This is a genomic window from Brumicola pallidula DSM 14239 = ACAM 615 (assembly GCF_000428905.1).
In the GTDB taxonomy this organism is placed as follows: Bacteria; Pseudomonadota; Gammaproteobacteria; order Enterobacterales; family Alteromonadaceae; genus Glaciecola; species Glaciecola pallidula.
Genome location: NZ_KE386816.1, coordinates 301,558 through 323,401, shown reverse-complemented (window position 1 = coordinate 323,401; position 21,844 = coordinate 301,558). Strand labels below are relative to the sequence as shown.

20 protein-coding genes are annotated in these 21,844 nt (G+C 41.4%); 5 read left to right on the top strand and 15 right to left on the bottom strand.

The window, feature by feature from the left end; translation table 11 throughout:
• The first annotated feature begins 31 nt into the window (after positions 1-31).
• Positions 32-1,891 (top strand): 1-deoxy-D-xylulose-5-phosphate synthase, encoded by a 1,860-nt coding sequence (gene dxs / locus G399_RS0117700; RefSeq protein ID WP_006011227.1) that lies wholly within the window; start codon positions 32-34, stop codon positions 1,889-1,891.
• A 69-nt stretch (positions 1,892-1,960) separates the two neighbouring features.
• On the opposite strand, the gene G399_RS0117695 is transcribed toward dxs, so the two are convergent.
• From G399_RS0117695 to lpxD, 10 genes are all read right to left on the bottom strand, one after another.
• A complete protein-coding gene (locus tag G399_RS0117695) occupies positions 1,961-2,452 on the bottom strand; it encodes a phosphatidylglycerophosphatase A family protein (protein WP_006011226.1) in 492 nt (163 codons plus the stop codon).
• Positions 2,452-3,426, bottom strand: a complete 975-nt coding sequence (gene thiL, locus G399_RS0117690; protein WP_006011225.1) for a thiamine-phosphate kinase — start codon at positions 3,424-3,426, stop codon at positions 2,452-2,454. Before thiL ends, G399_RS0117695 begins: the two co-directional genes overlap by 1 nt.
• A gap of 4 nt (positions 3,427-3,430) precedes the next feature.
• Positions 3,431-3,853: a transcription antitermination factor NusB gene (gene nusB, locus G399_RS0117685; RefSeq protein ID WP_006011224.1), complete on the bottom strand. Its 423-nt coding sequence runs from the start codon at positions 3,851-3,853 to the stop codon at positions 3,431-3,433.
• Complete coding sequence (gene ribH / locus G399_RS0117680; RefSeq protein ID WP_006011223.1) at positions 3,854-4,330, bottom strand: 6,7-dimethyl-8-ribityllumazine synthase; 477 nt, start codon at positions 4,328-4,330, stop codon at positions 3,854-3,856.
• Positions 4,331-4,396: 66 nt separating this feature from the next.
• Positions 4,397-5,503 (bottom strand): bifunctional 3,4-dihydroxy-2-butanone-4-phosphate synthase/GTP cyclohydrolase II, encoded by a 1,107-nt coding sequence (gene ribBA / locus G399_RS0117675; protein WP_006011222.1) that lies wholly within the window; start codon positions 5,501-5,503, stop codon positions 4,397-4,399.
• A gap of 163 nt (positions 5,504-5,666) precedes the next feature.
• Entirely contained in the window at positions 5,667-6,326 is a 660-nt protein-coding gene (locus G399_RS0117670; RefSeq protein ID WP_006011220.1) for a riboflavin synthase, read from the bottom strand.
• A gap of 32 nt (positions 6,327-6,358) precedes the next feature.
• Entirely contained in the window at positions 6,359-7,561 is a 1,203-nt protein-coding gene (ribD, locus tag G399_RS0117665; protein WP_006011218.1) for a bifunctional diaminohydroxyphosphoribosylaminopyrimidine deaminase/5-amino-6-(5-phosphoribosylamino)uracil reductase RibD, read from the bottom strand.
• Positions 7,561-8,010 carry a transcriptional regulator NrdR gene (gene nrdR, locus G399_RS0117660; RefSeq protein ID WP_006011216.1) on the bottom strand — a complete coding sequence of 150 codons (450 nt, stop codon included), beginning with the start codon at positions 8,008-8,010 and terminating at the stop codon, positions 7,561-7,563. The genes ribD and nrdR overlap by 1 nt, the downstream gene beginning before the upstream one ends.
• A 93-nt stretch (positions 8,011-8,103) precedes the next feature.
• A complete protein-coding gene (gene glyA, locus G399_RS0117655) occupies positions 8,104-9,360 on the bottom strand; it encodes a serine hydroxymethyltransferase (RefSeq protein ID WP_006011214.1) in 1,257 nt (418 codons plus the stop codon).
• Between the two features lie 216 nt (positions 9,361-9,576).
• Positions 9,577-10,596, bottom strand: a complete 1,020-nt coding sequence (gene lpxD, locus G399_RS0117650) for a UDP-3-O-(3-hydroxymyristoyl)glucosamine N-acyltransferase (protein WP_006011212.1) — start codon at positions 10,594-10,596, stop codon at positions 9,577-9,579.
• Between the two features lie 266 nt (positions 10,597-10,862).
• Between lpxD and ettA the strand changes: the two genes are divergently transcribed.
• Entirely contained in the window at positions 10,863-12,527 is a 1,665-nt protein-coding gene (gene ettA, locus G399_RS0117645) for an energy-dependent translational throttle protein EttA (RefSeq protein WP_006011210.1), read from the top strand.
• 202 nt (positions 12,528-12,729) lie between these two features.
• Here ettA and G399_RS0117640 read toward each other — a convergent pair whose 3' ends face one another.
• Together G399_RS0117640 and radA are read right to left on the bottom strand one after the other, a co-directional pair.
• On the bottom strand, positions 12,730-13,455 hold the full coding sequence (locus tag G399_RS0117640; protein ID WP_006011208.1) for an alpha/beta fold hydrolase: 726 nt from the start codon (positions 13,453-13,455) through the stop codon (positions 12,730-12,732).
• Positions 13,456-13,473: 18 nt separating this feature from the next.
• Positions 13,474-14,841 (bottom strand): DNA repair protein RadA, encoded by a 1,368-nt coding sequence (gene radA / locus G399_RS0117635; RefSeq protein ID WP_006011206.1) that lies wholly within the window; start codon positions 14,839-14,841, stop codon positions 13,474-13,476.
• A 196-nt stretch (positions 14,842-15,037) separates the two neighbouring features.
• Here radA and G399_RS0117630 point away from each other — a divergent pair, with 196 nt between their 5' ends.
• Positions 15,038-17,482: a PilZ domain-containing protein gene (locus G399_RS0117630; protein ID WP_081585785.1), complete on the top strand. Its 2,445-nt coding sequence runs from the start codon at positions 15,038-15,040 to the stop codon at positions 17,480-17,482.
• 648 nt (positions 17,483-18,130) lie between these two features.
• Positions 18,131-18,622: a CreA family protein gene (locus tag G399_RS0117625; RefSeq protein ID WP_006009914.1), complete on the top strand. Its 492-nt coding sequence runs from the start codon at positions 18,131-18,133 to the stop codon at positions 18,620-18,622.
• Here G399_RS0117625 and serB read toward each other — a convergent pair.
• On the bottom strand, positions 18,585-19,709 hold the full coding sequence (serB, locus tag G399_RS0117620) for a phosphoserine phosphatase SerB (protein WP_006009916.1): 1,125 nt from the start codon (positions 19,707-19,709) through the stop codon (positions 18,585-18,587). The genes G399_RS0117625 and serB overlap by 38 nt on opposite strands.
• A gap of 115 nt (positions 19,710-19,824) precedes the next feature.
• On the opposite strand from serB, the gene G399_RS0117615 reads away from it, so the two are divergent.
• Positions 19,825-20,433 carry an AhpA/YtjB family protein gene (locus G399_RS0117615; protein ID WP_006009917.1) on the top strand — a complete coding sequence of 203 codons (609 nt, stop codon included), beginning with the start codon at positions 19,825-19,827 and terminating at the stop codon, positions 20,431-20,433.
• Here the strand turns inward: G399_RS0117615 and G399_RS0117610 are convergent.
• Positions 20,400-21,182 carry a TatD family hydrolase gene (locus G399_RS0117610; protein WP_006009919.1) on the bottom strand — a complete coding sequence of 261 codons (783 nt, stop codon included), beginning with the start codon at positions 21,180-21,182 and terminating at the stop codon, positions 20,400-20,402. The two genes, G399_RS0117615 and G399_RS0117610, sit on opposite strands and share 34 nt — an antisense overlap.
• A 3-nt stretch (positions 21,183-21,185) precedes the next feature.
• On the bottom strand, positions 21,186-21,827 hold the full coding sequence (gene pdxH, locus G399_RS0117605) for a pyridoxamine 5'-phosphate oxidase (protein WP_006009922.1): 642 nt from the start codon (positions 21,825-21,827) through the stop codon (positions 21,186-21,188).
• Between the last annotated feature and the right edge of the window lie 17 nt (positions 21,828-21,844).

Here is a 21,844-nt window from a genome sequence, read left to right as displayed (position 1 = left end):
GCAGCATCACTGACAGAAGATAAAACATATAATGACGTTAAACCTAGCTGACTATCCAACTTTAGCCAAAGCAAACACCCCAGAAGAGTTGCGCACATTACCAAAAGACTCTTTGACCAAAATTGCGGACGAATTGCGTCGCTACTTGCTTGATAGCGTTAGTTTAAGTAGTGGCCACTTTGCATCCGGTTTGGGTACAGTCGAATTAACTGTTGCCCTTCATTATGTTTATAACACGCCTTTTGACCGTGTTGTTTGGGACGTAGGCCATCAAGCTTATCCACACAAGATACTAACCGGGCGCCGCGACAGAATGACTACCATTCGTCAAAAAGGCGGGTTACATCCCTTTCCTTGGCCTCCTGAGAGTGAATACGATACCTTTGCAGTTGGGCATTCTTCAACTTCAATCAGTGCCGCATTAGGTATGGCTATTGCAGCTGAACAAGAAAATAAAGGACGTAGAGTGGTCGCAGTTATTGGTGATGGTGCGATGACTGCAGGTCTGGCTTTTGAAGCCCTAAACCATGCGGGCGATATAGGTAAAGACATCGTGGTCGTGCTCAATGATAACGAAATGTCAATATCGGAAAACGTAGGAGCTTTAAATAGTCATTTAGCGCGCTTATTAACGGGCACTTTTTTCAATAGTATCAGAGATGGTGGCAAGAAATTATTAAGCACTTTGCCGCCCATTAAAGACTTTGCTAGCAGAGCTGAAGAACATATTAAAGGCATGGTTGTGCCAGGTACTATTTTTGAAGAATTAGGTTTCAATTACTTTGGGCCCATCGATGGCCATGATGTACATGCTGTTGTCGACACACTGACCAATATGCGCAAAATGTCAGGGCCACAAATTTTGCATGTTGTTACCAAAAAAGGAAAAGGCTACGAGTTAGCTGAGCAAGACCCCATTAAATGGCATGCAGTTCCCAAGTTTAATCACCTAGAGCACAAATTACCTAAAACGGCGCCAAGCTCTCCAAATTTTTCTGCCATTTTTGGCAAATGGCTATGCGACATGGCCAAAGTTGATTCTAATTTAATGGCCATTACGCCAGCAATGCGCGAAGGCTCGGGTATGGTTGAGTTTTCTCAGCGTTTCCCTAAACAATATTTTGATGTCGCGATTGCTGAACAGCACGCAGTCACACTTGCGGCCGGTATGGCGCGAGAAGGTAAAAATGTCATCGTCGCTATTTACTCTACCTTTTTACAACGTGCGTATGATCAATTAATTCATGATGTTGCAATACAGGAGCTACCCGTTCTGTTTGCTATCGATCGAGCAGGACTTGTGGGTGCAGATGGTCCAACCCACCAAGGCGCATTTGATATAAGCTTCTTGCGCTGCATTCCAAACATGATCATCATGACACCTTCAGATGAAGTTGAATGCCGTAACATGTTGTATACCGGCCACAAAGCAAATAAACCAGCGGCGGTGAGATACCCTAGAGGATCAGGAACGGGCATTGATGCCACCGGCGAGATGCAATTACTCAGTATTGGTAAAGCAAAGACCATACGAGAGGGTAAAAAAGTTGCTATTTTGAACTTTGGCACCTTAATGCCGTTTGCAACCCAAGCAGCGATGCAATTAGACGCAACGTTGATTGATATGCGCTTTGTTAAACCGCTTGATGAAGCTGCTTTAGTCGCGGCGGCTGAACAGCATGAACTATTAATAACGCTAGAAGATGCTGCTATTGCTGGAGGCGCTGGCGGTGCTGTTGCGGAAGCATTGTTTAGACACAAACTGACGCCTAACTTGGTGCAATTAGGTTTGCCAGATGAGTTTATTATGCAAGGTACCCAGCAAGAGATGTATGCTGAAATAGGTTTGGATACTGAGGGTATTTTGGCGGCTGTTGCAGCGAATAGTTAGCTTACATAAATGCGATAGTACTGTCGCATTTATGTATCACCTTATTTTATTTGGAAAAATTAAAACCGCTTATACCGCGTTTGATAAAAAGTACAATATCCCATGCAAACAAGCACACGCTATTGCACCTGCTACAATGTCGTCAATCATAATTCCAAAACCGCCGTGTACACGTCTATCAAAGACCCTAATTGGCCAAGGTTTTAGGATATCAAAAAAGCGAAACAATAAAAAACCAAGTAGTAATGAAAGTGGATTGATTGGAACAGCAATGAAAGTCACCATCATGCCTGCCACTTCATCCCATACAATGGATCCATGGTCATGCACTTTTAAGTCACGAGCGGTTTTGCCGCAAAGATAGATACCCACTAAAAAACTAACGACCGTAATGACTATAAAACTTTGTAGGCTAACAAAGCTCATCGCATACAAAATAGGCAGTGCTGCTATTGAACCAAACGTCCCAGGCATCATTGGCACTAACCCAGAACCAAAACCTAATGCCAAAAAGTGCACAGGGTTCTTCATGCTAACTCGTTGGCGTAAGGTTTTGTCCATCAGGAGAAGTGCTCGAAACCGAGCTTTCTTGATTCAAATTCGAAAGGTTTTTGATTAAGACGAAGATCAATCTTACCCGTTGCCCCCGTAATTTGTCCGATACGAGTCACCGGGATATTGTAACTCGCCAGTGCGGTTTCGATATGTACTCTTTGCTCCTCAGGAACAGTGAACAGTAGTTCATAGTCGTCACCTGCAGTGGCTGCATAAGTAATTGCATCGATTCCGTTTTCAATATTTTTCGTTATAGCTTCTGAAATAGGTAATTTGTCAAGGTGCACAATGGCGCCTACTTCAGAGCGTGAAATAACGTGTTTTAAATCTTGTATAAGCCCATCAGAGATATCAATACATGAGGTTGCAATTCGTCTAAGCGTGGTTCCAGCTAGTACTCGAGGCGTTGGAAACCAGTGTCGGTTTTTTAAGTACGACGCGTGCTCAGGGTTGCTTACTGTAATTTTATTTTGAAGTAGATCTAAGCCCACACCAGCATCACCTAACGAACCAGTAACAAACAACCAGTCGCCAGGTTCAGCACCACTGCGTGTTATTTGATTGTCGTCAGGTATAAAGCCTTGCGCGGTAACAGTAATACTTAGTGGGCCTTGAACAGTATCGCCGCCAATCAATTGGAACGAAAAGTAATGACTAAGACTATGAATTTTTTCTGAAAATGCTTTAAGCCAACTCTCATTAATACTTGGTAACGAAAGTGACAAGCTTATCCACGCGGGCTGGGCTCCCATCGCGGCAAGATCACTTAAGTTTACCGCAATAGCTCTATGTGCTATGGATTCTGGTGCGGTTTGAGGAAGGAAATGAACCCCTTCAACGATCGTATCTGTGGTTGTAACAACACATTGCCCTGCAGGCACTTTAGTAACTGCTGCATCATCTCCAATGCCTAGCAATACATCTTTGCGAACATAACCACCTTTAGCAAAGTAGTTACCAATTAAATCAAACTCTTTCACTGAATTAGCTTCTTTCGTCTTTTCGAAGTGTTTTAACGGCTTTGTCTAACACGCCGTTGACAAATTTGTGACTTTCTTCTGCGCCAAACGTTTTAGCTAGTTCAATTGATTCATTGATAACCACTTTATAAGGGGTATCAAAACGTTCAACTAGCTCTAATGTTGCTAAACGTAAAATGGCTTTTTCTACTGGATCCAGCTCTTCGGGCAAGCGACCTAAATAAGGCTTAATCGCCTTATCTAGTTCTTCAGTTCTTTTTGCGACTCCGCGCAACAGAGCTTGGAAGTACTCCATGTCCACTTTTTGCATATTATTGGTGGTAGCAATACTGAGCTCTATTTGCTCTATCGGGTTACCGCTCATTTGCCAACCATACAAACCTTGAACTGCTAGCTCTCTAGCTCTACGTCGCGCGGCAGGTTTCACTTATTTAGCCTCTTCTATAGCGCTGATAACGTTAACCATTTCAAGTGCGCACAAAGCAGCCTCAGCGCCCTTATTACCGGCTTTAGTACCTGAACGCTCAATAGCCTGTTCAATGCTGTCAGTGGTAATAACACCAAAGGCAACTGGAATACCGGTTTCTAAAGATACTTTAGCCAAACCTGAGTTACATTCACCAGCCACCAAATCAAAATGGGGGGTTCCACCACGGATCACTGCACCTAGTGCAATAATCGCATGATATTTATTTGTCTCAGCAAGTTTTTTAGCAACAAAAGGTAATTCGTAAGCACCCGGCACTCGAACTACCGTCACGTCATCAGTGTTGACCTCGCCATAGCGCTCTAGTGTATCTAATGCACCATCCAACAAACTCTCAACTACAAAACCGTTAAAGCGTGCTACAACAATGGCGAATTTTTTGCCTGTCGCTCGAATATTACCTTCAATTTCTATCATTTTGCTCTCCAAAAAAATCGGCGCGAAATATACCATAAATCACGCTAATATAATATTTAAAAGGATTTATTTTTGGTCATAAATATATTCAACCACTTCAAGACCGAATCCAGACAACGCAGAATATTTAATTGGCTTACTCAATAAACGCATTTTTTTAACGCCTAGGCTCGCTAGTATTTGACTACCTATACCAACGGTGCGTGACGAACCCTGCCATGCTTTACCTTCGGCAACTTCGCCGCTGTCTTCTGCTTGAAACTGCTTTACTTGTGAAATAATATCTTCTTTTTTACCCAGTAGAACCAGCACACCACCCTCTTTATTAATGCGTTGCATTGACTCGGACAAATGCATTGAGCGGTTAACCGCTCTGGTGGAGCTGAGTAAATCATTTAAGGTATTATGCAAATGCACTCGCACTAGGGTGGGCTTATCTTCAATAATATCACCTTTTTTCAGCGCGAAATGAATTTGCTCATCAATCACGTCTTTAAAGGTAATCAGTTCAAAATCTCCGAACGCGGTAGGGAGTTGACAAGTCGCTACTTGTTCAATGGTAGTTTCGTTTAGGTTTCTGTATTCGATAAGATCAGCAATAGTGCCAACTTTCAAATTGTGTTTTTTAGCAAATACCTCCAGCTCGGGTCGTCTCGCCATGCTACCGTCATCGTTGAGTATTTCAACAATAACAGAAGCAGGTTCACAACCTGCTATTCTGGCCAAATCAACCCCCGCTTCAGTATGACCGGCTCTATTGAGCACACCACCTTTTTTAGCAATCAGTGGAAATATATGGCCCGGTTGTACGATGTCTTTTGCAATCGCAGTTCGGCTAACTGCAGCAAGAATCGTTCTTGCTCTGTCGGCTGCTGAAATGCCGGTCGTGACACCTTCAGCAGCTTCAATCGATACGGTGAAGTTAGTAGAAAACTGAGCATTGTTGTTGTCTACCATCAAGGGTAACTTCAAAAGTTGACAGCGCTCTGCTGTCATAGGTAAACACACTAATCCGCGCGCGTGCGTGACCATAAAATTAATTGCTTCTGGCGTAACGTGCTCAGCAGCCATGATAAGATCACCTTCGTTCTCTCTGTCCTCGTCATCCATCAAGATAACCATTTTACCTAATTTGATGTCTTCGATAATTTCCTGTGTTGTGTTTAACGCCATTACATTTCTCTTCGTATTTTTTAAATATTCTAAAAGCACACTCACTTAGTTTCGCTCTCATTCTTTTGCTCTAGTTCGAAATATAAGGCTATTTCAAATAAGGCTATTTCAAATAAGACTATTGCAAATGAACTGGTGTCAAATTAGCTTCTTTCAAGCGACCCTACTTCAAATAGCCGTGTTCAGCTAAAAACGACATGCTGATGTCTTGCTCTTCTTCTTGTGCCGCTTTGTCGCCCAGCATTAGCCTTTCAAGGTATCGAGCTATGACATCAACTTCTAAATTCACTTTGGTCCCTATTGCGTAGGTACCCATGACTGTTTCTTGTAAAGTATGAGGAATTAACCACAACATAAAGGATGCCCCTTTTACTTCATTAACGGTTAAACTTACTCCATCAACCGTAATTGAGCCTTTGTGTGCAATATACTTAGCCAATTCACCAGGCGCTTTTACCCAAATTTCAACATAACGTTGATGGTCAGTAAAAGAGAGTACTTCGCCCACACCATCAACGTGACCACTGACAATGTGACCACCAAATCTAGTATCAGCACGCATTGCTTTTTCAAGATTCACTGCACTGCCATTACTATAATCAGCAAACCCTGTGTGTTTTATAGTTTCAGAAGAAACATCAACGCTGTAATAGTGCGCGCCAAAATCGACAACGGTTAAACAAACGCCATTCGTGGCAATGCTATCACCTAAGGCAACGTCGCTCATATCAAGCTTGCCTGTTTCTACGGTCAGGCGAATATCGTCGCCATGATTGACCAAAGATTTAATCGTTCCTTTGGCTTCTATAATCCCAGTAAACATTCACCGACACTCCTAATGCTGTTTCATTGTTGTTAGCTTTTAATCAATAAGCGAATTTTTAGATCACCCCCAACCTGAGTCACTTCCTCAAATTCTGTTTCTATTGCTTGTTGTAAATTTGTTAATTGACCTATATTCACAGCACCTCTAGCGTCGCTACCAAGCAACATCGGCGCTTGATAGACAATCAATTCATTGACCAGATTCATGTTCAAAAGTGCGCCTGACAGCGCTGCGCCCGTTTCAGTCCAAACACGATTAATCTGCTTTTCAGCTAAGACATGCATTATAGCCTGTAAATCTAAATACTGGCGATGTTGCGTTGTTTGATTTCCTTTTGGATCAAGCAATGCCACTTGAATTTGTTCGATGTTGTTGGCCGTTAACAGAGGGTTATGTTGCGCATTGAACACCATCACTTTGTGCTCATCTTGAAAAATTTGATAATTATTATGCAGCCTATTTTGACCATCAATAATGACCCGGACTGGCTGAGCAGCGCGTTTTTGGAAAAGCGAACTTGCAAATTCAGGCAACTCATCAATACGCACGTTCAATTTTGGGTCGTCCGCTATGACGGTATCAGCACCGCTTAAAATAGCACAACTACAGGCCCTTTCTAGCTGCACATTTATTCGTGATTTTGACCCTGTAATCCACTTACTCTGGCCATTTTTTAGGGCCGTTTTACCATCAATACTGGTTGCTAATTTGACGATCACCCAGGGTTTGTTATGTGTCATGCGAAAGTTAAATGCGGTATTTAACTTCTGCGCTTCAGATCCCATCAGCCCAGTATCAACTTGAATACCCGCTTCTTGCAGAAGCACTATGCCTTTATTCATTACTTCAGGGTTACTATCCACACTAGCTATTACCACTCGTGCTATTTGCGCTTCAATGAGTGCTGTTGTACAAGGGGGCGTTTTACCGGTGTGGCTGCAAGGTTCGAGAGTGACATAAGCTGTTGCGCCGCTAGTTACAGGCGTAAAATGAGGGTAACTTTGGCTTATGGCACTATTCTGATGAGGAATAAAACCGGCATCAAATAGTGCATTCACTTCGGCATGCCCTTGGCCTGCTTTCTGATGGTAGCCTTGACCGATTAAGTTACCCTTTATATCAACAATAACGCAGCCCACATTAGGGTTGGGCATTGTTGAGAAGCGACCGTTGCTGGCTAGTTTCAATGCAATAGACATCCAATGTGCATCGATTTTACTGAACTTAGGCATTAATCACCTAGCTTGGCAATTTCTTCACCAAACTCTCTAATATCCTCAAATGAACGGTATACCGAGGCAAAACGAACATATGCCACTTTGTCCAATTCTTTGAGTTCATCCATTATCAAGCTGCCAAGAAATTCGCTTTTAATCTCTCGCTCACCGGTTGCACGCAATGATGACTTTATACGAACAATACAGTTTTCAACTTTTTCAGTACTAACCGGGCGTTTTTCGAGTGCTCTCTGTAGCCCTGCCCGTAGTTTGTCTTCATTAAAAGGTTCGCGCCTGTCGTCACGCTTAACGACACGGGGCATAACGAGTTCAGCGATCTCAAATGTGGTATATCGTTCGCGGCATTCTAGACACTCACGACGCCTGCGCACCTGCGCACCGTCGGCCACAAGCCTCGAATCAATAACTTTGGTTTCTTGTGCAGAACAAAATGGGCAAAACATGAGCAAGCGCTCCAAAAATACGCAAGGCCATACACAATGGATGGCCTGCAATCTAACTTCTGTTAAAAAATGTGTTAACTAGTTTTACACTCACTAGCCATAAACAGGGAAACGTTCGCATAATTCGACGACTTCGCCCTTAACTCTTTGGATAACGCTTTGATCATCAATATTGTCAAGAACATCACACATCCAAGTAGCAACCTGGCTTGCTTGTGCTTCTTCGAATCCGCGTCTAGTTATCGCTGGAGAGCCAATACGCAAACCACTTGTGACGAAAGGTGACCTTGGATCGTTGGGTACAGAGTTTTTATTTACCGTAATATTTGCACTACCTAAAGCAGCATCAGCGGCCTTACCTGTAATGTCTTTATCAATTAAATCTAACAAGAATAAGTGGTTATCCGTACCGTTCGACACAATCTTATAACCGCGTTCTTGCATAACTGCTACCATCGCTTTAGCATTTTTAAGCACTTGTTGCTGATAAGTTTTAAATTCAGGTTCAAGCGCCTCTTTAAATGCAACTGCTTTAGCAGCAATAACGTGACACAGAGGTCCGCCTTGGTTGCCTGGAAATACTGAGCTATTGAACTTTTTATATAAAGCTTCATCGCCACAAGCGGACAAAATCAAACCACCTCGTGGCCCCGCTAATGTCTTATGTGTTGTTGTGGTGACGACGTGCGCATGTGGTAATGGACTGGGATAAACACCTGCCGCAACTAGGCCTGCGACATGAGCCATATCCACTAGTAAGTAAGCACCTACTTTGTCTGCGATTTCACGGAAACGAGCCCAATCAACGACACCTGAATAAGCAGAAAATCCACCAATAATTAATTTAGGCTTGTGTTCTACTGCAAGCGCTTCAACTTGGTCGTAGTCAATAATGCCAGTTTCTGGGTGTAAGCCATACTGAACCGCATTATAAATTTTACCCGAGAAGTTAACATGAGAACCATGTGTAAGATGACCACCATCCGCCAAGCTCATTCCCAGTACCGTATCATTGGCATTAATTAATGCCATGAACACAGCCGTGTTTGCCTGTGAACCAGAGTGCGGTTGTACGTTTGCATAATCACAATCAAACAGCTGTTTTGCTCTTTCTATAGCCAATTCTTCGGCAATATCAACAAATTCACAACCTCCATAGTAACGCTTACCAGGGTAGCCTTCAGCGTATTTATTAGTCAATTGTGAACCCTGAGCTTCCATTACCCTCGGGCTGCAATAGTTTTCAGACGCAATAAGCTCGATATGATGTTCTTGGCGTTGATTTTCTTGATTTATCGCTGCTGCCAATTCCGGATCGAATTCTGCGATATTCATCTTTTTTGATAACATGTGGATCTCCTGCTGAGCTTGTTTTGCGTGCACATTTCAGTTCGTCTCAATTGTTCGATAGCAATACGAATAAGTCTTTATTTATATTGCTGCTGCCGATGCTGATAAGAGGATCATAGAACATACGTCTTCACCTAAATTTCAGTGTGATATTTTAAGCATTTTGAGGCGCTTGTATAGCGCTTTATTGGAATTAAATATAAGCAATTGTAAAGATTACTTATGCAGACCTTCTAATGTTTTAACGCGGTCAATTAATTTGTCTATTTGACGCAGCCTAACTGTATTTTTTTGCCATTCTCTATTCGGTTGCGCAGGCATACCCGATGAGTAAACACCTGGCTGCGTGATTGATTTAGTGACCATACTAAACCCAGTTATTTGAACCTTATCGCAAATATCAATATGCCCATTCACCACACAAGTTCCTGCAATTACCACGTATTTACCTATATTAGCACTGCCTGCAATGCCAGTCCCGCCGCATATACATGAGTGGTCACCGATTGTTACGTTGTGTGCAATTTGCACCAAATTATCAATAATTACATCGTTGCCAATAATCGTGTTATCCAGCGCACCTCGATCGATACAGGTGTTAGCTCCGATTTCACAATCATCACCGATCACGACCGTACCGGTTTGCGCAATCTTTACCCATATACCTTTGTCGTTGGCATAACCAAACCCATCGGAGCCAATAACAGTGCCGCTGTGAATTGACACTCTGTGGCCTAAAATGACGCGATGATAAAGAGTCACATTTGCGCGTAAGTTTACGTCGTCTCCTATTTGCGCACCTTCGCCAACCACCGAGTTAGCGCCTATAATAGCATTCTTTCCAATTTTTACGTTTTTTTCAATCACCACACCCGGCGCAATGCTCGCGTTTTCTCCAATATTGGCACTGAAGTGAATATGTGACAACTCGGAAACAAACATATCAGGTGTTGGCGTTGGATCTAGTAATTGAGCCGCTTTCGCAAAGGCGACATAAGGGTCAGTATGAATAATTTTATTGGTTAAACAAAATTCGACATCCGCCTCTTTCAGAATAACCGCAGTTGCTTTTGTTGTTGCCATTGCATTCTTATATTTCGCATTCGTTAAGAATGACATCTGCCCACTTTTAGCCCCTTCCAAAGTGCCCATACTGGTGATAATTGCGCTTGGATCGCCTCGTAACTCACCACCGATAAGTTGCGCGAGTTCTTGCAAAGAGTAAGACGCTGGCATACAACTCCTTATGTTAAAAGCTTGTGTTAAAAGCTTGTGTTAAAAGCTTGTGTTAAAAGCTTGTGTTAAAAAACTTGTGTTATTAGCACTTTATTATTTTTATTAATGATATCACAGATATTAGCTAGTACTTAATTGCCAAAGTCCTTACAATTCACGGCTACAAATTCAATCAAACAAAGTACGTTCGATATACTTACGCGTTGAAACGTATTTATGTTCTGAATTAATACAACATATCAACATAAAGGTTAAAAGAGAGAACTATGGCTCAATATGTGTACAGCATGAATAGAGTTGGGAAAATTGTCCCACCTAATCGTCAAATCCTGAAAAATATTTCCCTCAGCTTCTTTCCTGGTGCCAAAATTGGTGTTTTAGGTTTGAATGGTTCAGGTAAGTCAACTTTACTGCGCATCATGGCAGGAATTGATACTGATATTGAAGGTGAAGCTATTCCACAAACGGGTCTGAAAATTGGCTACTTGCCACAAGAACCTCAACTGGATGAAAGCAAAGATGTTAGGGGTAATGTTGAAGAAGCTGTCGCTGATGTTGCTCATGCCCTTTCGCGACTTGATGAAATATATGCAGCTTACGCTGAGCCCGACGCCGACTTCGATGCGCTAGCGCAAGAACAAGGTGAGATGGAAGCCATTATTCAAACCAAAGATGGCCATAATTTAGAGAATGCATTAGAACGGGCTGCAAATGCATTACGTTTACCGCCTTGGGATGCTGATGTTAGCACACTTTCCGGTGGTGAAAGGCGCCGTGTTGCTCTGTGCCGATTGTTGTTAGAAAAACCAGAAATGCTGCTACTCGACGAGCCTACTAACCATTTAGATGCAGAATCAGTGGCATGGCTAGAACGTTTTTTACATGACTATGAGGGCACTGTTGTCGCCATCACCCACGATAGATATTTCCTTGATAATGTTGCTGGTTGGATACTCGAGCTTGACCGTGGCCAAGGTATTCCATGGGAAGGCAACTACTCTAGCTGGTTAGAACAAAAAGACGCTCGTTTGGCGCAAGAAGAACGCACTGAGAGTGCGCGTCAGCGGTCTATTAAGCAAGAACTCGAGTGGGTGCGAAGCAATCCAAAAGGTCGTCAAGCCAAGAGTAAATCAAGAATGTCGCGCTTTGAGGAGCTTAACTCTGGCGATTACCAGAAACGCAATGAAACAAATGAACTATTTATTCCACCGGGTGAGCGTTTGGGTGACAAAGTAATTGAAGTGACTAATTTGAGAAAGTCATATGGCGATCGTCTATTAATTGATGATCTCAGTTTTAAAGTACCAAAAGGAGCGATTGTTGGCATTATCGGACCTAACGGCGCAGGTAAATCAACCTTGTTTAGAATGTTAACGGGTCAGGAGCAACCTGATTCAGGGAAAATAGACATAGGCGAAACGGTTCAACTAGCCAGTGTTGATCAGTTTAGAGATCACATGGATGGCGACAAAACGGTTTATCAGGAACTGTCCGATGGTCAAGATATTGTTCGTATTGGTAACTTTGAACTTAATAGTCGCGCGTATTGTAGTCGTTTTAACTTTAAAGGATCCGATCAGCAAAAATTTGTAAAAGACTTGTCGGGTGGTGAGCGCAACCGAGTTCATTTAGCTAAGCTTTTAAAGGCAGGCGGTAATACATTGTTGCTGGATGAACCAACCAACGACCTTGATGTTGAAACCTTGCGCGCATTAGAGAATGCAATATTAGAATTCCCTGGTTGCGTGATGGTTATTTCGCATGACAGATGGTTTTTAGACCGAGTGGCTACGCATATTATGGATTATCGAGATGAAGGTAAGATTAACTTTTACGAAGGTAACTATAATGAATACGAGACTTGGATAAAAGAAACTTACGGTCATGACGTTGTTGAGCCACATCGTTTGAAATACAAGAAAATCAGTTAACTCGCTCAGTCTCAAGGGTATTCGAGCAACAGCTGATATTACAAATAATAATAAAAAATAATAAATGATAAATGATGAATGATAAATGATGAATGATGAAGAGCTGTGTTTCGGTAAAGTGTGCAACTTAAGGGAGCCACTTTATTAGGTGTCAGCTCTTTTTTATGCTGCTAACAGCCTGTTTATCCTATTAACAGCTAATTTACGGTAACGTAGAATGGAGGTAATTTGCCAACACATCTGTTTGCTCAAGGGGGAGCATATGGCCAGCACCAACAATCACCTCTTTGTGCAGTGAAGCTGCACTTGCAGCAATATCATTAATTTGAGTTACCGTGGCGATATTGTCTTGCTCACCTACCACAAAATAAGTAGTAAAGGTTTGTTTACTTAACTTGTTAATCAGATTCTGTCTGTTCCCTGTAGCATTTGTTTGTGCTGCGAGTACGGATGGTCCTAAATCATCAGCCATTTCTTTTATAAGCTCAGTAATGACCCCATTTCCATGATTTTTAGTGTGTAACATAAATTCAATATATGACTGCGTCATACCTTTATACTGTTTGTTTTTAATTGCGCCTAGCAACAGCTTACGTTGCGCTAAATCTTGACTTGCTAACGCCGTTCCTGTGCTGGACAGTAGTGTTAACGAGGCCACTTTTTGCGGATTAGCCAGCGCAACAAGCGCCGCAATATATCCCCCCATTGAGAAACCAACCAAGTGTACCTTTGACGGAAAATAAGCCAGTCGGTCTTCACTCAACGCTAGCATTTGCTCTAAATCATCAGCCCATTGCAGTGGCACGAATGCCTTATTCTCTAATGAATTACCGTTTGCATTGAGTGCATGCCATAGCGGGATGAAAATGCGTTCATCGCACAACGTTCCGGGTAAAAATACAACAGGCGTCTTAATTGAATGGCTCATTTATAAATTCCAGTACACTTAAATAGCTTCTAATGCCTCGGCAAGTCGACTCACAGGCACGACTTCAATACCCGGTATTTTATGTTTAGGCATATTTGCTTTGGGCACTATTGCTCGTTTAAAACCGTGTTTAGCGGCTTCAGTTATACGGTCAAGACCATTGGGCACAGGCCTAATTTCACCTGACAAACCAACTTCACCAAATGCAATTAACTCTTTTGATAATGTATAATTGCGAAAGCTAGATACCATTGCTAACAAAACAGCCAAGTCGGCGCCTGTTTCTGTAATCTTGACTCCTCCCACTACGTTTACAAATACATCTTGATCGTTCATTTGCACATTACCATGGCGGTGCATAACTGCCAGCAACATGGCCAGCCGATTTTGATCGACACCCACCGCAACCCGCCTTGGGTTCGACATCTGTGAGTAGTCCACCAGCGCTTGTATCTCAACAAGCAGCGGACGGGTTCCTTCCCAAATCGTCATAACAATACTACCAGGAGAGGCTTCATCTTCGCGATTTAGGAAAATAGCAGAGGGATTAGACACCTCTTTCATACCCTTTTCTGTCATTCCGAACACGCCTAATTCATTAACCGCACCAAACCTATTTTTAGTGCCTCGCAAAGTACGAAAACGGCTATCACTCTCACCTTCTAGCATGATTGAGCAATCGATGCAGTGTTCCAACACTTTCGGACCAGCCAAGCTGCCATCCTTAGTCACGTGGCCCACTAAAAACATTGCTATATGATGCTGTTTTGCAAACCGCGTCAAAGCAGCTGCACTTTCTCTTACTTGCGACACACCACCGGGTGCAGACTGAATATCACTCATGTGCATCACTTGTATTGAATCAATAACCATAATCGTTGGCTTGTGCTGAAGCGCCAATTGACAAATAGTATCTATGTTTGTTTCGGCTAATAATTTGAGCTTATCGTCGGGTAGTTGCAGTCGCTTAGCACGCATTGCGACCTGCTGAAGTGATTCTTCACCTGTCACATACAAAGTCGACTTCGTTTTCGCTAACAAACACATGACTTGCAATAATAGCGTGCTTTTACCCGCACCGGGGGAACCACCAATTAATATAGCTGAACCAGGAACAATACCGCCACCAAGCACACGATCGAGTTCCTTAAAGCCAGACGAAAAACGCGGTAGTGCAGCTAAATCGATTTCATTTAAAACTTCAACTTTCGCCGCGGTGATCCCAGAAAAACCATTGCGACTTGCAGGGACACTTTTTGTTGGTGAATTTTCAATTACAATTTCAGTCAGTGTGTTCCATTCACGACAATCGTTACATTGTCCTTGCCAGCGCGGATGGTCTGAGCCACAGTCGTTACAAACAAAAGCCGTTTTTCTTTTAGCCATGATTAATTTGAGTTCTCAATATAGGGGGTTTTTGACATTTCGTGTTATCGTTGAAGGATAACGAAATCCGTGACAAAAATCCGTTTAGAAATGAAGTTTTTTGCCGATAAATGAATTAACAAGCGCTATTAAAACGTGCAGACGAGATAATGACCGATCTTGCTAGTAAAAACGACGCTCTATAGAACAGGACTGCATGACAAACGATCTGTCCCAACACACATATCTTATCAATAAACTAGCTCCATTTGTAGAGAAGCCGGAATTTTCGCGCCTGTTGAATGAGGCAACTAAAGATTTCAGCAACGAAAATCGTTTTTTACTAAAAATGGAAATGAAACGGCTGTCGAAACCATGTATTCGTTCAATTGACCTAAGAACCCGCGTTAGTTCACCCTGCGAATTAGTCTCCTTTCAAGGAATTAAGCATTACTTACACCAACCTGCGGTCCAATTATTTGCACAGTTAGTTGAGCAATACGCTGGTTATACCTTTGGAGTCTATGAGTCGGTATTAAATTTGGCAGAGCATGAATTCAACACCAATGCAGGCACGATGACACCAACCGAAGAGCAAAATATAGACAGTCGCAAGTCAAATTCTGAAAAGTATATTGTGACTAATCAACAGTTATTAAATTTTTCACATCGCCACGAAGAACGCATGAATTATGTCGTTCTTATAGAAATATTTTTGGACAATAATAAAAGCTTATTTGCCACAACTGTCGACATCAGTCCTAATGGTTTAAAGCTTAAGCTAAAAAACCCGTCTGAGCTCGACATGATAAAGATATTAACACCTGTGAGTATTGTCTTTCGCGGTTTTCAGTCCGATTCAGGTTTAACAAAAGAAACCATTGAATACCGAGTGTTAGGCATTTCAGGAGAGGCAGAGCAAACAAGAATTCATGTTTATCGCGATTCTAGATCAGGACCTCAAATTTTTAATAATTATGTAAAAAATCTGATCAAATCTCATAAACGCAAATATAAAGTGAATCTTGACAACACTGTAGTTGCTTTAGATGACAAAATTCATGAGCAAGCATTCGCAAGCACAACGCCGTCATTGTCAGTATTCGTAGATACTCAAGACCCACAAACGCCCACCGCCAAGTTTGCCTGTGTGAATGGGACAAATAAAGAGATAATGGATTATTGGTTAGACGAAGACGATGAACAAAATATTGGTTTTTTACTTAACCCACCAAGACTCCTTAGTATGCTTAGCAGTCCAAGGTCCGACAACTGCATATGGGCATATGCCTTTACTCATATCAAAGACGGTAAAGTTTACTTTTATTCAGCAACAAGCGCAGAATTGGAACATGAGCCCGAACTAAAAGCGGTGTTTTTGAGTTACGCCTCACGCAAAGTCAGTTGGCGTGTGTATAAAGTTGTTTGCAGCGATATTGATCCGCAGTCGGCTTATGTTCCCAGTGCCATGCCGACAGGTATTAATCGTAAAATTGATAGATTAAACCGCCCATTAATACCAAGGCTTGAAGCAAAACTAAAAAACATAAAGCACATGTTGAGCGTGACAGATGTGACTCATTTAGTGGCTCAACAGTGCTATCAAAAGGAAACGTTAAATAGAGACAAAATTAAGCACTTGGCCACTTTTGGACATCCTCGAAATAGACCCCCTGTCGTCGTACTTTCATTTCGTTACAAGCAACAAGAATTGCGTAAAGAAACGCGGTATAAGTTGCGCACATCAATCAGACTAGAAAATTACGATACTCATCTTACCGGCGTCAGTGAAGATTGCTCGATTAGCGGGCTGAAGTTAGAACTCGATTCACCTTTTGAACAGCGTATTAATTCAAAGGTGAGTATTTCATTCCCTATTTTACAGAAAAAAACCACACAATTTATACTGGAAGACTTGAAGTACAGAGTCAAACATATCAATTACGACAAACTAGTTCTTCATTTGGAAGCAATAACGGAGGAGGAGCTTAGCGTCGCTGAGAAGTTTTTTACACAATTAATAGATAATAATAAAGATAAACTTAAAACTATTACAAACGAAGAGTCTGTGCCCGGCATGGGCCACGCATTGCGTTGCATGCAAGCTAGAAACACGCCGCAATTATGCACTTATATGCAAAAGCATAACGGTGGTTATTTTCCTACCACCACAACGATGCAACCAATAAGGGCTTCGTGGTTGAATTTGCTGCAACACGATATGCCGGCAACAAAAATGAATAACGCTTGGTTGTTTCAAGATAAGCACAAGGGTAATGCGTTCATACGGGATGCGTTGCGTGCATTGCGACTCGATCTCCGCCCTGTTCAGGCCGAAATATATGTCGCGTTTGACCCTAAAGATATCGATTATGAGACGGCAATTGTTGCGCAGTGGGAAAACGAACTAGCCACTCACCGTTCAAAATTACAATTCATTAAGACCGCAATGGCCAGAGGTGAGTTTTATGCATTCAGCGTTCATATTAGTCGCTCAAATCGCCCTGATACTTCTTTTTTAGAGCAAGAGTTGTTGTACATTACTCGCTACGCTATTCACAAAGCGAAACAATTAGAACAACAGATGTGGGATATTGCGGGTCAAGTTTATTTGACTGATATTACGCAAGAGGCAATTTATCGCTATAAACTAAATAAGTAGATTGGCTTTTTAAAGGCAATATATATCCACTGGTAGTGCTTCGCTATTGGGTATCGATTGTTGTATTAATCGAAATGTGCATTTTTTAAACACTTTTTTTATGTTCAACCATAATTAAGTGTATATTTTGCAATTGAAACACTGCATTTCGGATTGAATAAGTTCTTTTTACTCACTACCCCTCTAATAAAGTAAAACTGTTTTATTAAAATAATTTAAACTTTTGTTTTATATGTATTAATAAGAGATAAAAAATTATTAAGTACAAAAAAATTAGACTTTAGTTTAAAACAAAAACAATGTTTTGATTTGGTTTATTGTTTCTACTACATTTATTATGCATCAGCTATAAAACCTTTTATTTTTTCTATACCTTATAGGCGCTAATTCATGGTTTTAATGAGTCCATCTCATAACAGAGCTATTTCTATTTCGTTATTTAATATAACACCATCAATACAGACATTAGATAAAGAAAGAAGACGGCAAGGATATGCTCTTTTTTTGCCTGTATTTTACGTTTCACTCAGACATAATCTCAAATGATGCATCGTTAGCTTGCTTGCAACTTTGATTGAGTGCTAGATTAATATCAACCGTTTGTTACGACTATTTGTAGCGACATCTAATCATCTTTAAAGGTAGTACATGAATAAATATAAATTACACGCAATTGCACTGGTGTTTGCAAGTGGACTAGTTGGGTGTGACAAATCAGAGGTGGGCGATATTTCACTGGGCGTATTTACCACTCAAGATATTAAACTCAATACCCTTGTTGACCCATTAGTGACAGGTGTGACTTGTCATGTTGCCAGCATTGAGGCCGATTTAAGCTTAGCCGATCCTTCAGATAGCTCAATTGCGTGCAGGCAAACCGGTGAAATCACCGCTGCTATGATTACGCAAATTGACAAGTCAAAGTCTGGGGAAATTGTGTTTAGAAAATCGAAAAGTATTTTTTTCAAAACAATGAAAATACGTCGTGTGTTTGACTCTGACTCTCAAACTTTAATGTACGTGTCCTATTCTACTAAGGAAACCTCTGGCAGCTTCAAGCACAGTTTATCAACCGTGCCACTTTGGGGAACTCAGGCGTATGTTAACCCAACAAGTACAACACTGCTTCCAAACCGCTAAAACGAATTGAGTTAGCTGCTTGCTCTTGTACTTTAGGTTTAGCCTTAAACGCGATACCAGTACCTGCCACCGACATCATCACTAAGTCGTTAGCGCCATCGCCAACGGCGATCGTGTTTGCGATGGGAATGTCATTTTCTTTTGCTAGCTGTTGCAAAATATCTGCTTTCGCTTGAGCATCAACAACCTTACCTAAAACTTTACCTGTGAGTTTATTATCTTTAACTTCTAGGGTGTTGCTAAAGGCGTAGTCTAATTCGAATAGGGCCTTTATGTGATCAGCAAAATAAGTAAATCCCCCAGATGCTATTGCAATTTTCCATTCATTGCGTTTTAACTCATTTATCAGGACAGTAAAACCAGGCATGAATGGCAGACGCTTACGTATATTTAGTAAAGCATCCAACTCCACCCCATTCAAGCATGCTACACGTTGATATAAGCTTTGTGCAAAAGCAATTTCACCAAGCATTGCTTGTTCAGTTACTCTACTAACGACGTCACCCACACCGGCTAATTTAGCAATTTCGTCTATACATTCCATTTCTATCAAGGTACTGTCCATGTCAAAGACGGCAAGTCCCTTGCGCTCAAAAGAGATATTAGGTTTCCAAAAGACATCAATGAAAAGAGCATCACTTAGCAGTTTAAGTTTCCTGTTGAGTTCTTTTGTTGTTATCTCAGACTCATCGATGTGGCAGTCTATATTCACCACCATTTTATCAAATGCGCCATGGTAGCCATTCGCAGTGACTTTGACTGAGTTTGATTGAATGGGTAGCGCAGCAACAATTTCCTCAAGCATCGGAAAATTAAGGCCTGGAGCAGCGACAATAAGAGTACGAAAAATATTGTTGCTTTTAATATTTGATGTTTGATCACCGCCATTCATATTATTCTGGCTATACCATTTACATCTCAATGCTTGTATTGCGGTGTTATCAACTGTGTCGTTTAATTGCGGCTTATTTGCACACTCTTTATTTTGAGCGTCATAAACTATCCACAATATGTTTTTTTGTGCTAGATAGTTAGCGAACTTAGCGCTACTCAGTTGCGTGCTAGTTTGTGTGGGTACAAGGTACAAAATAGATCCTAAGAATACGTGTTTCCTTTATAAGCCTAATGATACCTAAAGGCTATCAGCAATAAAACAAAGTCTTGGCAAAAAGGGTTATTTATCCTATTGTTGCTGAAATGTCATGACCACTGAGAAACGCTTGTCTAAGCAAAGCACACCTAAATTTTCCATGTTAAAGCGCATATCCAATTTTATACTGGCTGTGTGTATTGTGGTTATAGGTGTTAATTTGTGGTTTATGCACAACAAAAATGCGAATGAATGGTATAGCTTAGAGTCAGAACAACTGGGCAGGAGTTTGGCCGCTCAAGCCTCGCGGATGCTAGCGGGGCCGTTACAAAAAGATGACCAAGAAAGTATCGAAAACTATGTCAGTACAATTGAAACTGATAGTTTAGTCAAAGGTACCTCTTTATATGACCAGTCCGGTAAAACAATTAAAAGTTTTGATGAAAATTATTCGATCATAGAGCAATTTAGAGTGTTGGACCAACCACCGCTTATTTTCGTTGAAGACATCATATATGACGGTAAAACCATCGGTTACGTAAAACTGTTACTTGACCGCGAAGCTATTATTAAACATCACAAAGCATTTAATCGCTCGCAACTAGTGCAAACTGGCCTAATTATGCTGTTAACCGCTATCTGCGCGATAATATTAACTCGTCTATTTTATAAAGTACGAGCTAACTATCAGTTCAGTGATAAACCAAAAAGCGTTAGATAATTCATCGTTGTTTGTTGTTGAATTTCTTGTGAAGATATTTTTTTGAGTTCAGCCAAGGCGTTAACAACCAACCCGAGTTGACTTGGTTGGTTGCGCTGCCCCTGAAAGCCACTCAGCGGCATATCAGGTGAATCTGTCTCAATAACAAGTTTATCTAGCGGAAGCCTCGCAATACTGTCTCTGGTTTTACTAGCACGCAAATAGGTGATAGTGCCACCTACTCCTAATAAAAAACCCATATCAATATACGTCATCGCTTCATGATAACTACCTGAAAATGCATGAAGTATGCCTCCTCCTTGATATTTTTGTTCTTTCAAAAGGCGGATTAGGTGATTGTGGGATTTTCTGTGATGTAAAATAACAGGTTTTTTATACTCCTCAGCAAGGCTAAGCTGAGCGCACAATATTTCCTTTTGATACGCCATGTCTAGCGATAAACTGCCATCCAAGCCCATTTCACCAAAAGCGATATAACGGTCTTGATACAAGTTGGCCAAGTGTGACAACTCATCGAGCATAAGTTGAGTCTGTGCTGTGTCTTGTAATTTAAGAAAATAAGGATGTAAACCTAACGCGATATCGACCCGTGTATATCGCCGTTTTAAGTCTAGTAATCTACCAAATTGCTGATTACTTAAGCCGAGTACTAACAGGCGCTCTATACCTACGTCAAAGGCATGTTTTAATACATTGTCACGGTCGCTATCAAATACCTCAAGGTCGATATGACAATGGCTATCAATCATAACCTACGGCATTAATCGTTGTGTTGTCCAACTGCCACTATCTTGTTTATTATATTCGAAGCGATCATGTAAGCGATGTTCGCCTCCTTGCCAAAATTCGATTTGCTGGGGCTCAACACGAAAACCACCCCAAAAGTCGGGTAACGGCACTTGACCGTTGGCAAACTTTTCTTTCATTTGAGCAAACTGAGTTACTAATAATTCACGCGTTGAAATTGGCTGACTTTGTTGTGATGCCCAAGCGCCTAATTGGCTGTCTTTGGGACGAGACAAAAAGTATTTCGCAACTTCGGTTCTTGAGAGGGCTTTAGCAACACCATTAACTCTGACTTGACGCTCCAAAAAGTACCATGGAAAGTGTAACGAAATTTTTGAATTATGGGCTAAATCTTTCGCTTTACGACTACCCAAATTAGTGTAAAAGACAAAACCTTCGTTACTCAAGTCTTTCAGTAACACAATACGTTGGCTGGGTTGCCCTGTTGCATCCACAGTAGCCACTGTCATGGCATTTGGATCGGGAAGTTTTGCGTTAATCGCGTCATCTAACCATACTTTAAATAAATCGACAGGATGCTCCGTAAGCGCCTCTGATGTTAAACGACCCGCTGTATATTCTTTTCTAAAATCACTGAGCTCTTGCATATTTGTTTGTCCCACAA

Excerpts from the sequence above, each read along its gene's own strand:
- ettA (WP_006011210.1), top strand. The coding sequence starts at position 10,863 with ATGGCTCAATATGTGTACAGCATGAATAGAGTTGGGAAAATTGTCCCA.
- dxs (WP_006011227.1), top strand. The coding sequence starts at position 32 with ATGACGTTAAACCTAGCTGACTATCCAACTTTAGCCAAAGCAAACACC.
- nrdR (WP_006011216.1), bottom strand. The coding sequence starts at position 8,010 with ATGTTTTGCCCATTTTGTTCTGCACAAGAAACCAAAGTTATTGATTCG.
- radA (WP_006011206.1), bottom strand. The coding sequence starts at position 14,841 with ATGGCTAAAAGAAAAACGGCTTTTGTTTGTAACGACTGTGGCTCAGAC.
- G399_RS0117610 (WP_006009919.1), bottom strand. The coding sequence starts at position 21,182 with ATGATTGATAGCCATTGTCATATCGACCTTGAGGTATTTGATAGCGAC.
- pdxH (WP_006009922.1), bottom strand. The coding sequence starts at position 21,827 with ATGCAAGAGCTCAGTGATTTTAGAAAAGAATATACAGCGGGTCGTTTA.
- glyA (WP_006011214.1), bottom strand. The coding sequence starts at position 9,360 with ATGTTATCAAAAAAGATGAATATCGCAGAATTCGATCCGGAATTGGCA.
- G399_RS0117615 (WP_006009917.1), top strand. The coding sequence starts at position 19,825 with ATGACCACTGAGAAACGCTTGTCTAAGCAAAGCACACCTAAATTTTCC.
- lpxD (WP_006011212.1), bottom strand. The coding sequence starts at position 10,596 with ATGCCAGCGTCTTACTCTTTGCAAGAACTCGCGCAACTTATCGGTGGT.
- G399_RS0117670 (WP_006011220.1), bottom strand. The coding sequence starts at position 6,326 with ATGTTTACTGGGATTATAGAAGCCAAAGGAACGATTAAATCTTTGGTC.
- ribH (WP_006011223.1), bottom strand. The coding sequence starts at position 4,330 with ATGATAGAAATTGAAGGTAATATTCGAGCGACAGGCAAAAAATTCGCC.
- G399_RS0117695 (WP_006011226.1), bottom strand. The coding sequence starts at position 2,452 with ATGGACAAAACCTTACGCCAACGAGTTAGCATGAAGAACCCTGTGCAC.
- ribBA (WP_006011222.1), bottom strand. The coding sequence starts at position 5,503 with ATGGCGTTAAACACAACACAGGAAATTATCGAAGACATCAAATTAGGT.
- G399_RS0117630 (WP_081585785.1), top strand. The coding sequence starts at position 15,038 with ATGACAAACGATCTGTCCCAACACACATATCTTATCAATAAACTAGCT.
- G399_RS0117640 (WP_006011208.1), bottom strand. The coding sequence starts at position 13,455 with ATGAGCCATTCAATTAAGACGCCTGTTGTATTTTTACCCGGAACGTTG.
- G399_RS0117625 (WP_006009914.1), top strand. The coding sequence starts at position 18,131 with ATGAATAAATATAAATTACACGCAATTGCACTGGTGTTTGCAAGTGGA.
- ribD (WP_006011218.1), bottom strand. The coding sequence starts at position 7,561 with ATGCCTAAGTTCAGTAAAATCGATGCACATTGGATGTCTATTGCATTG.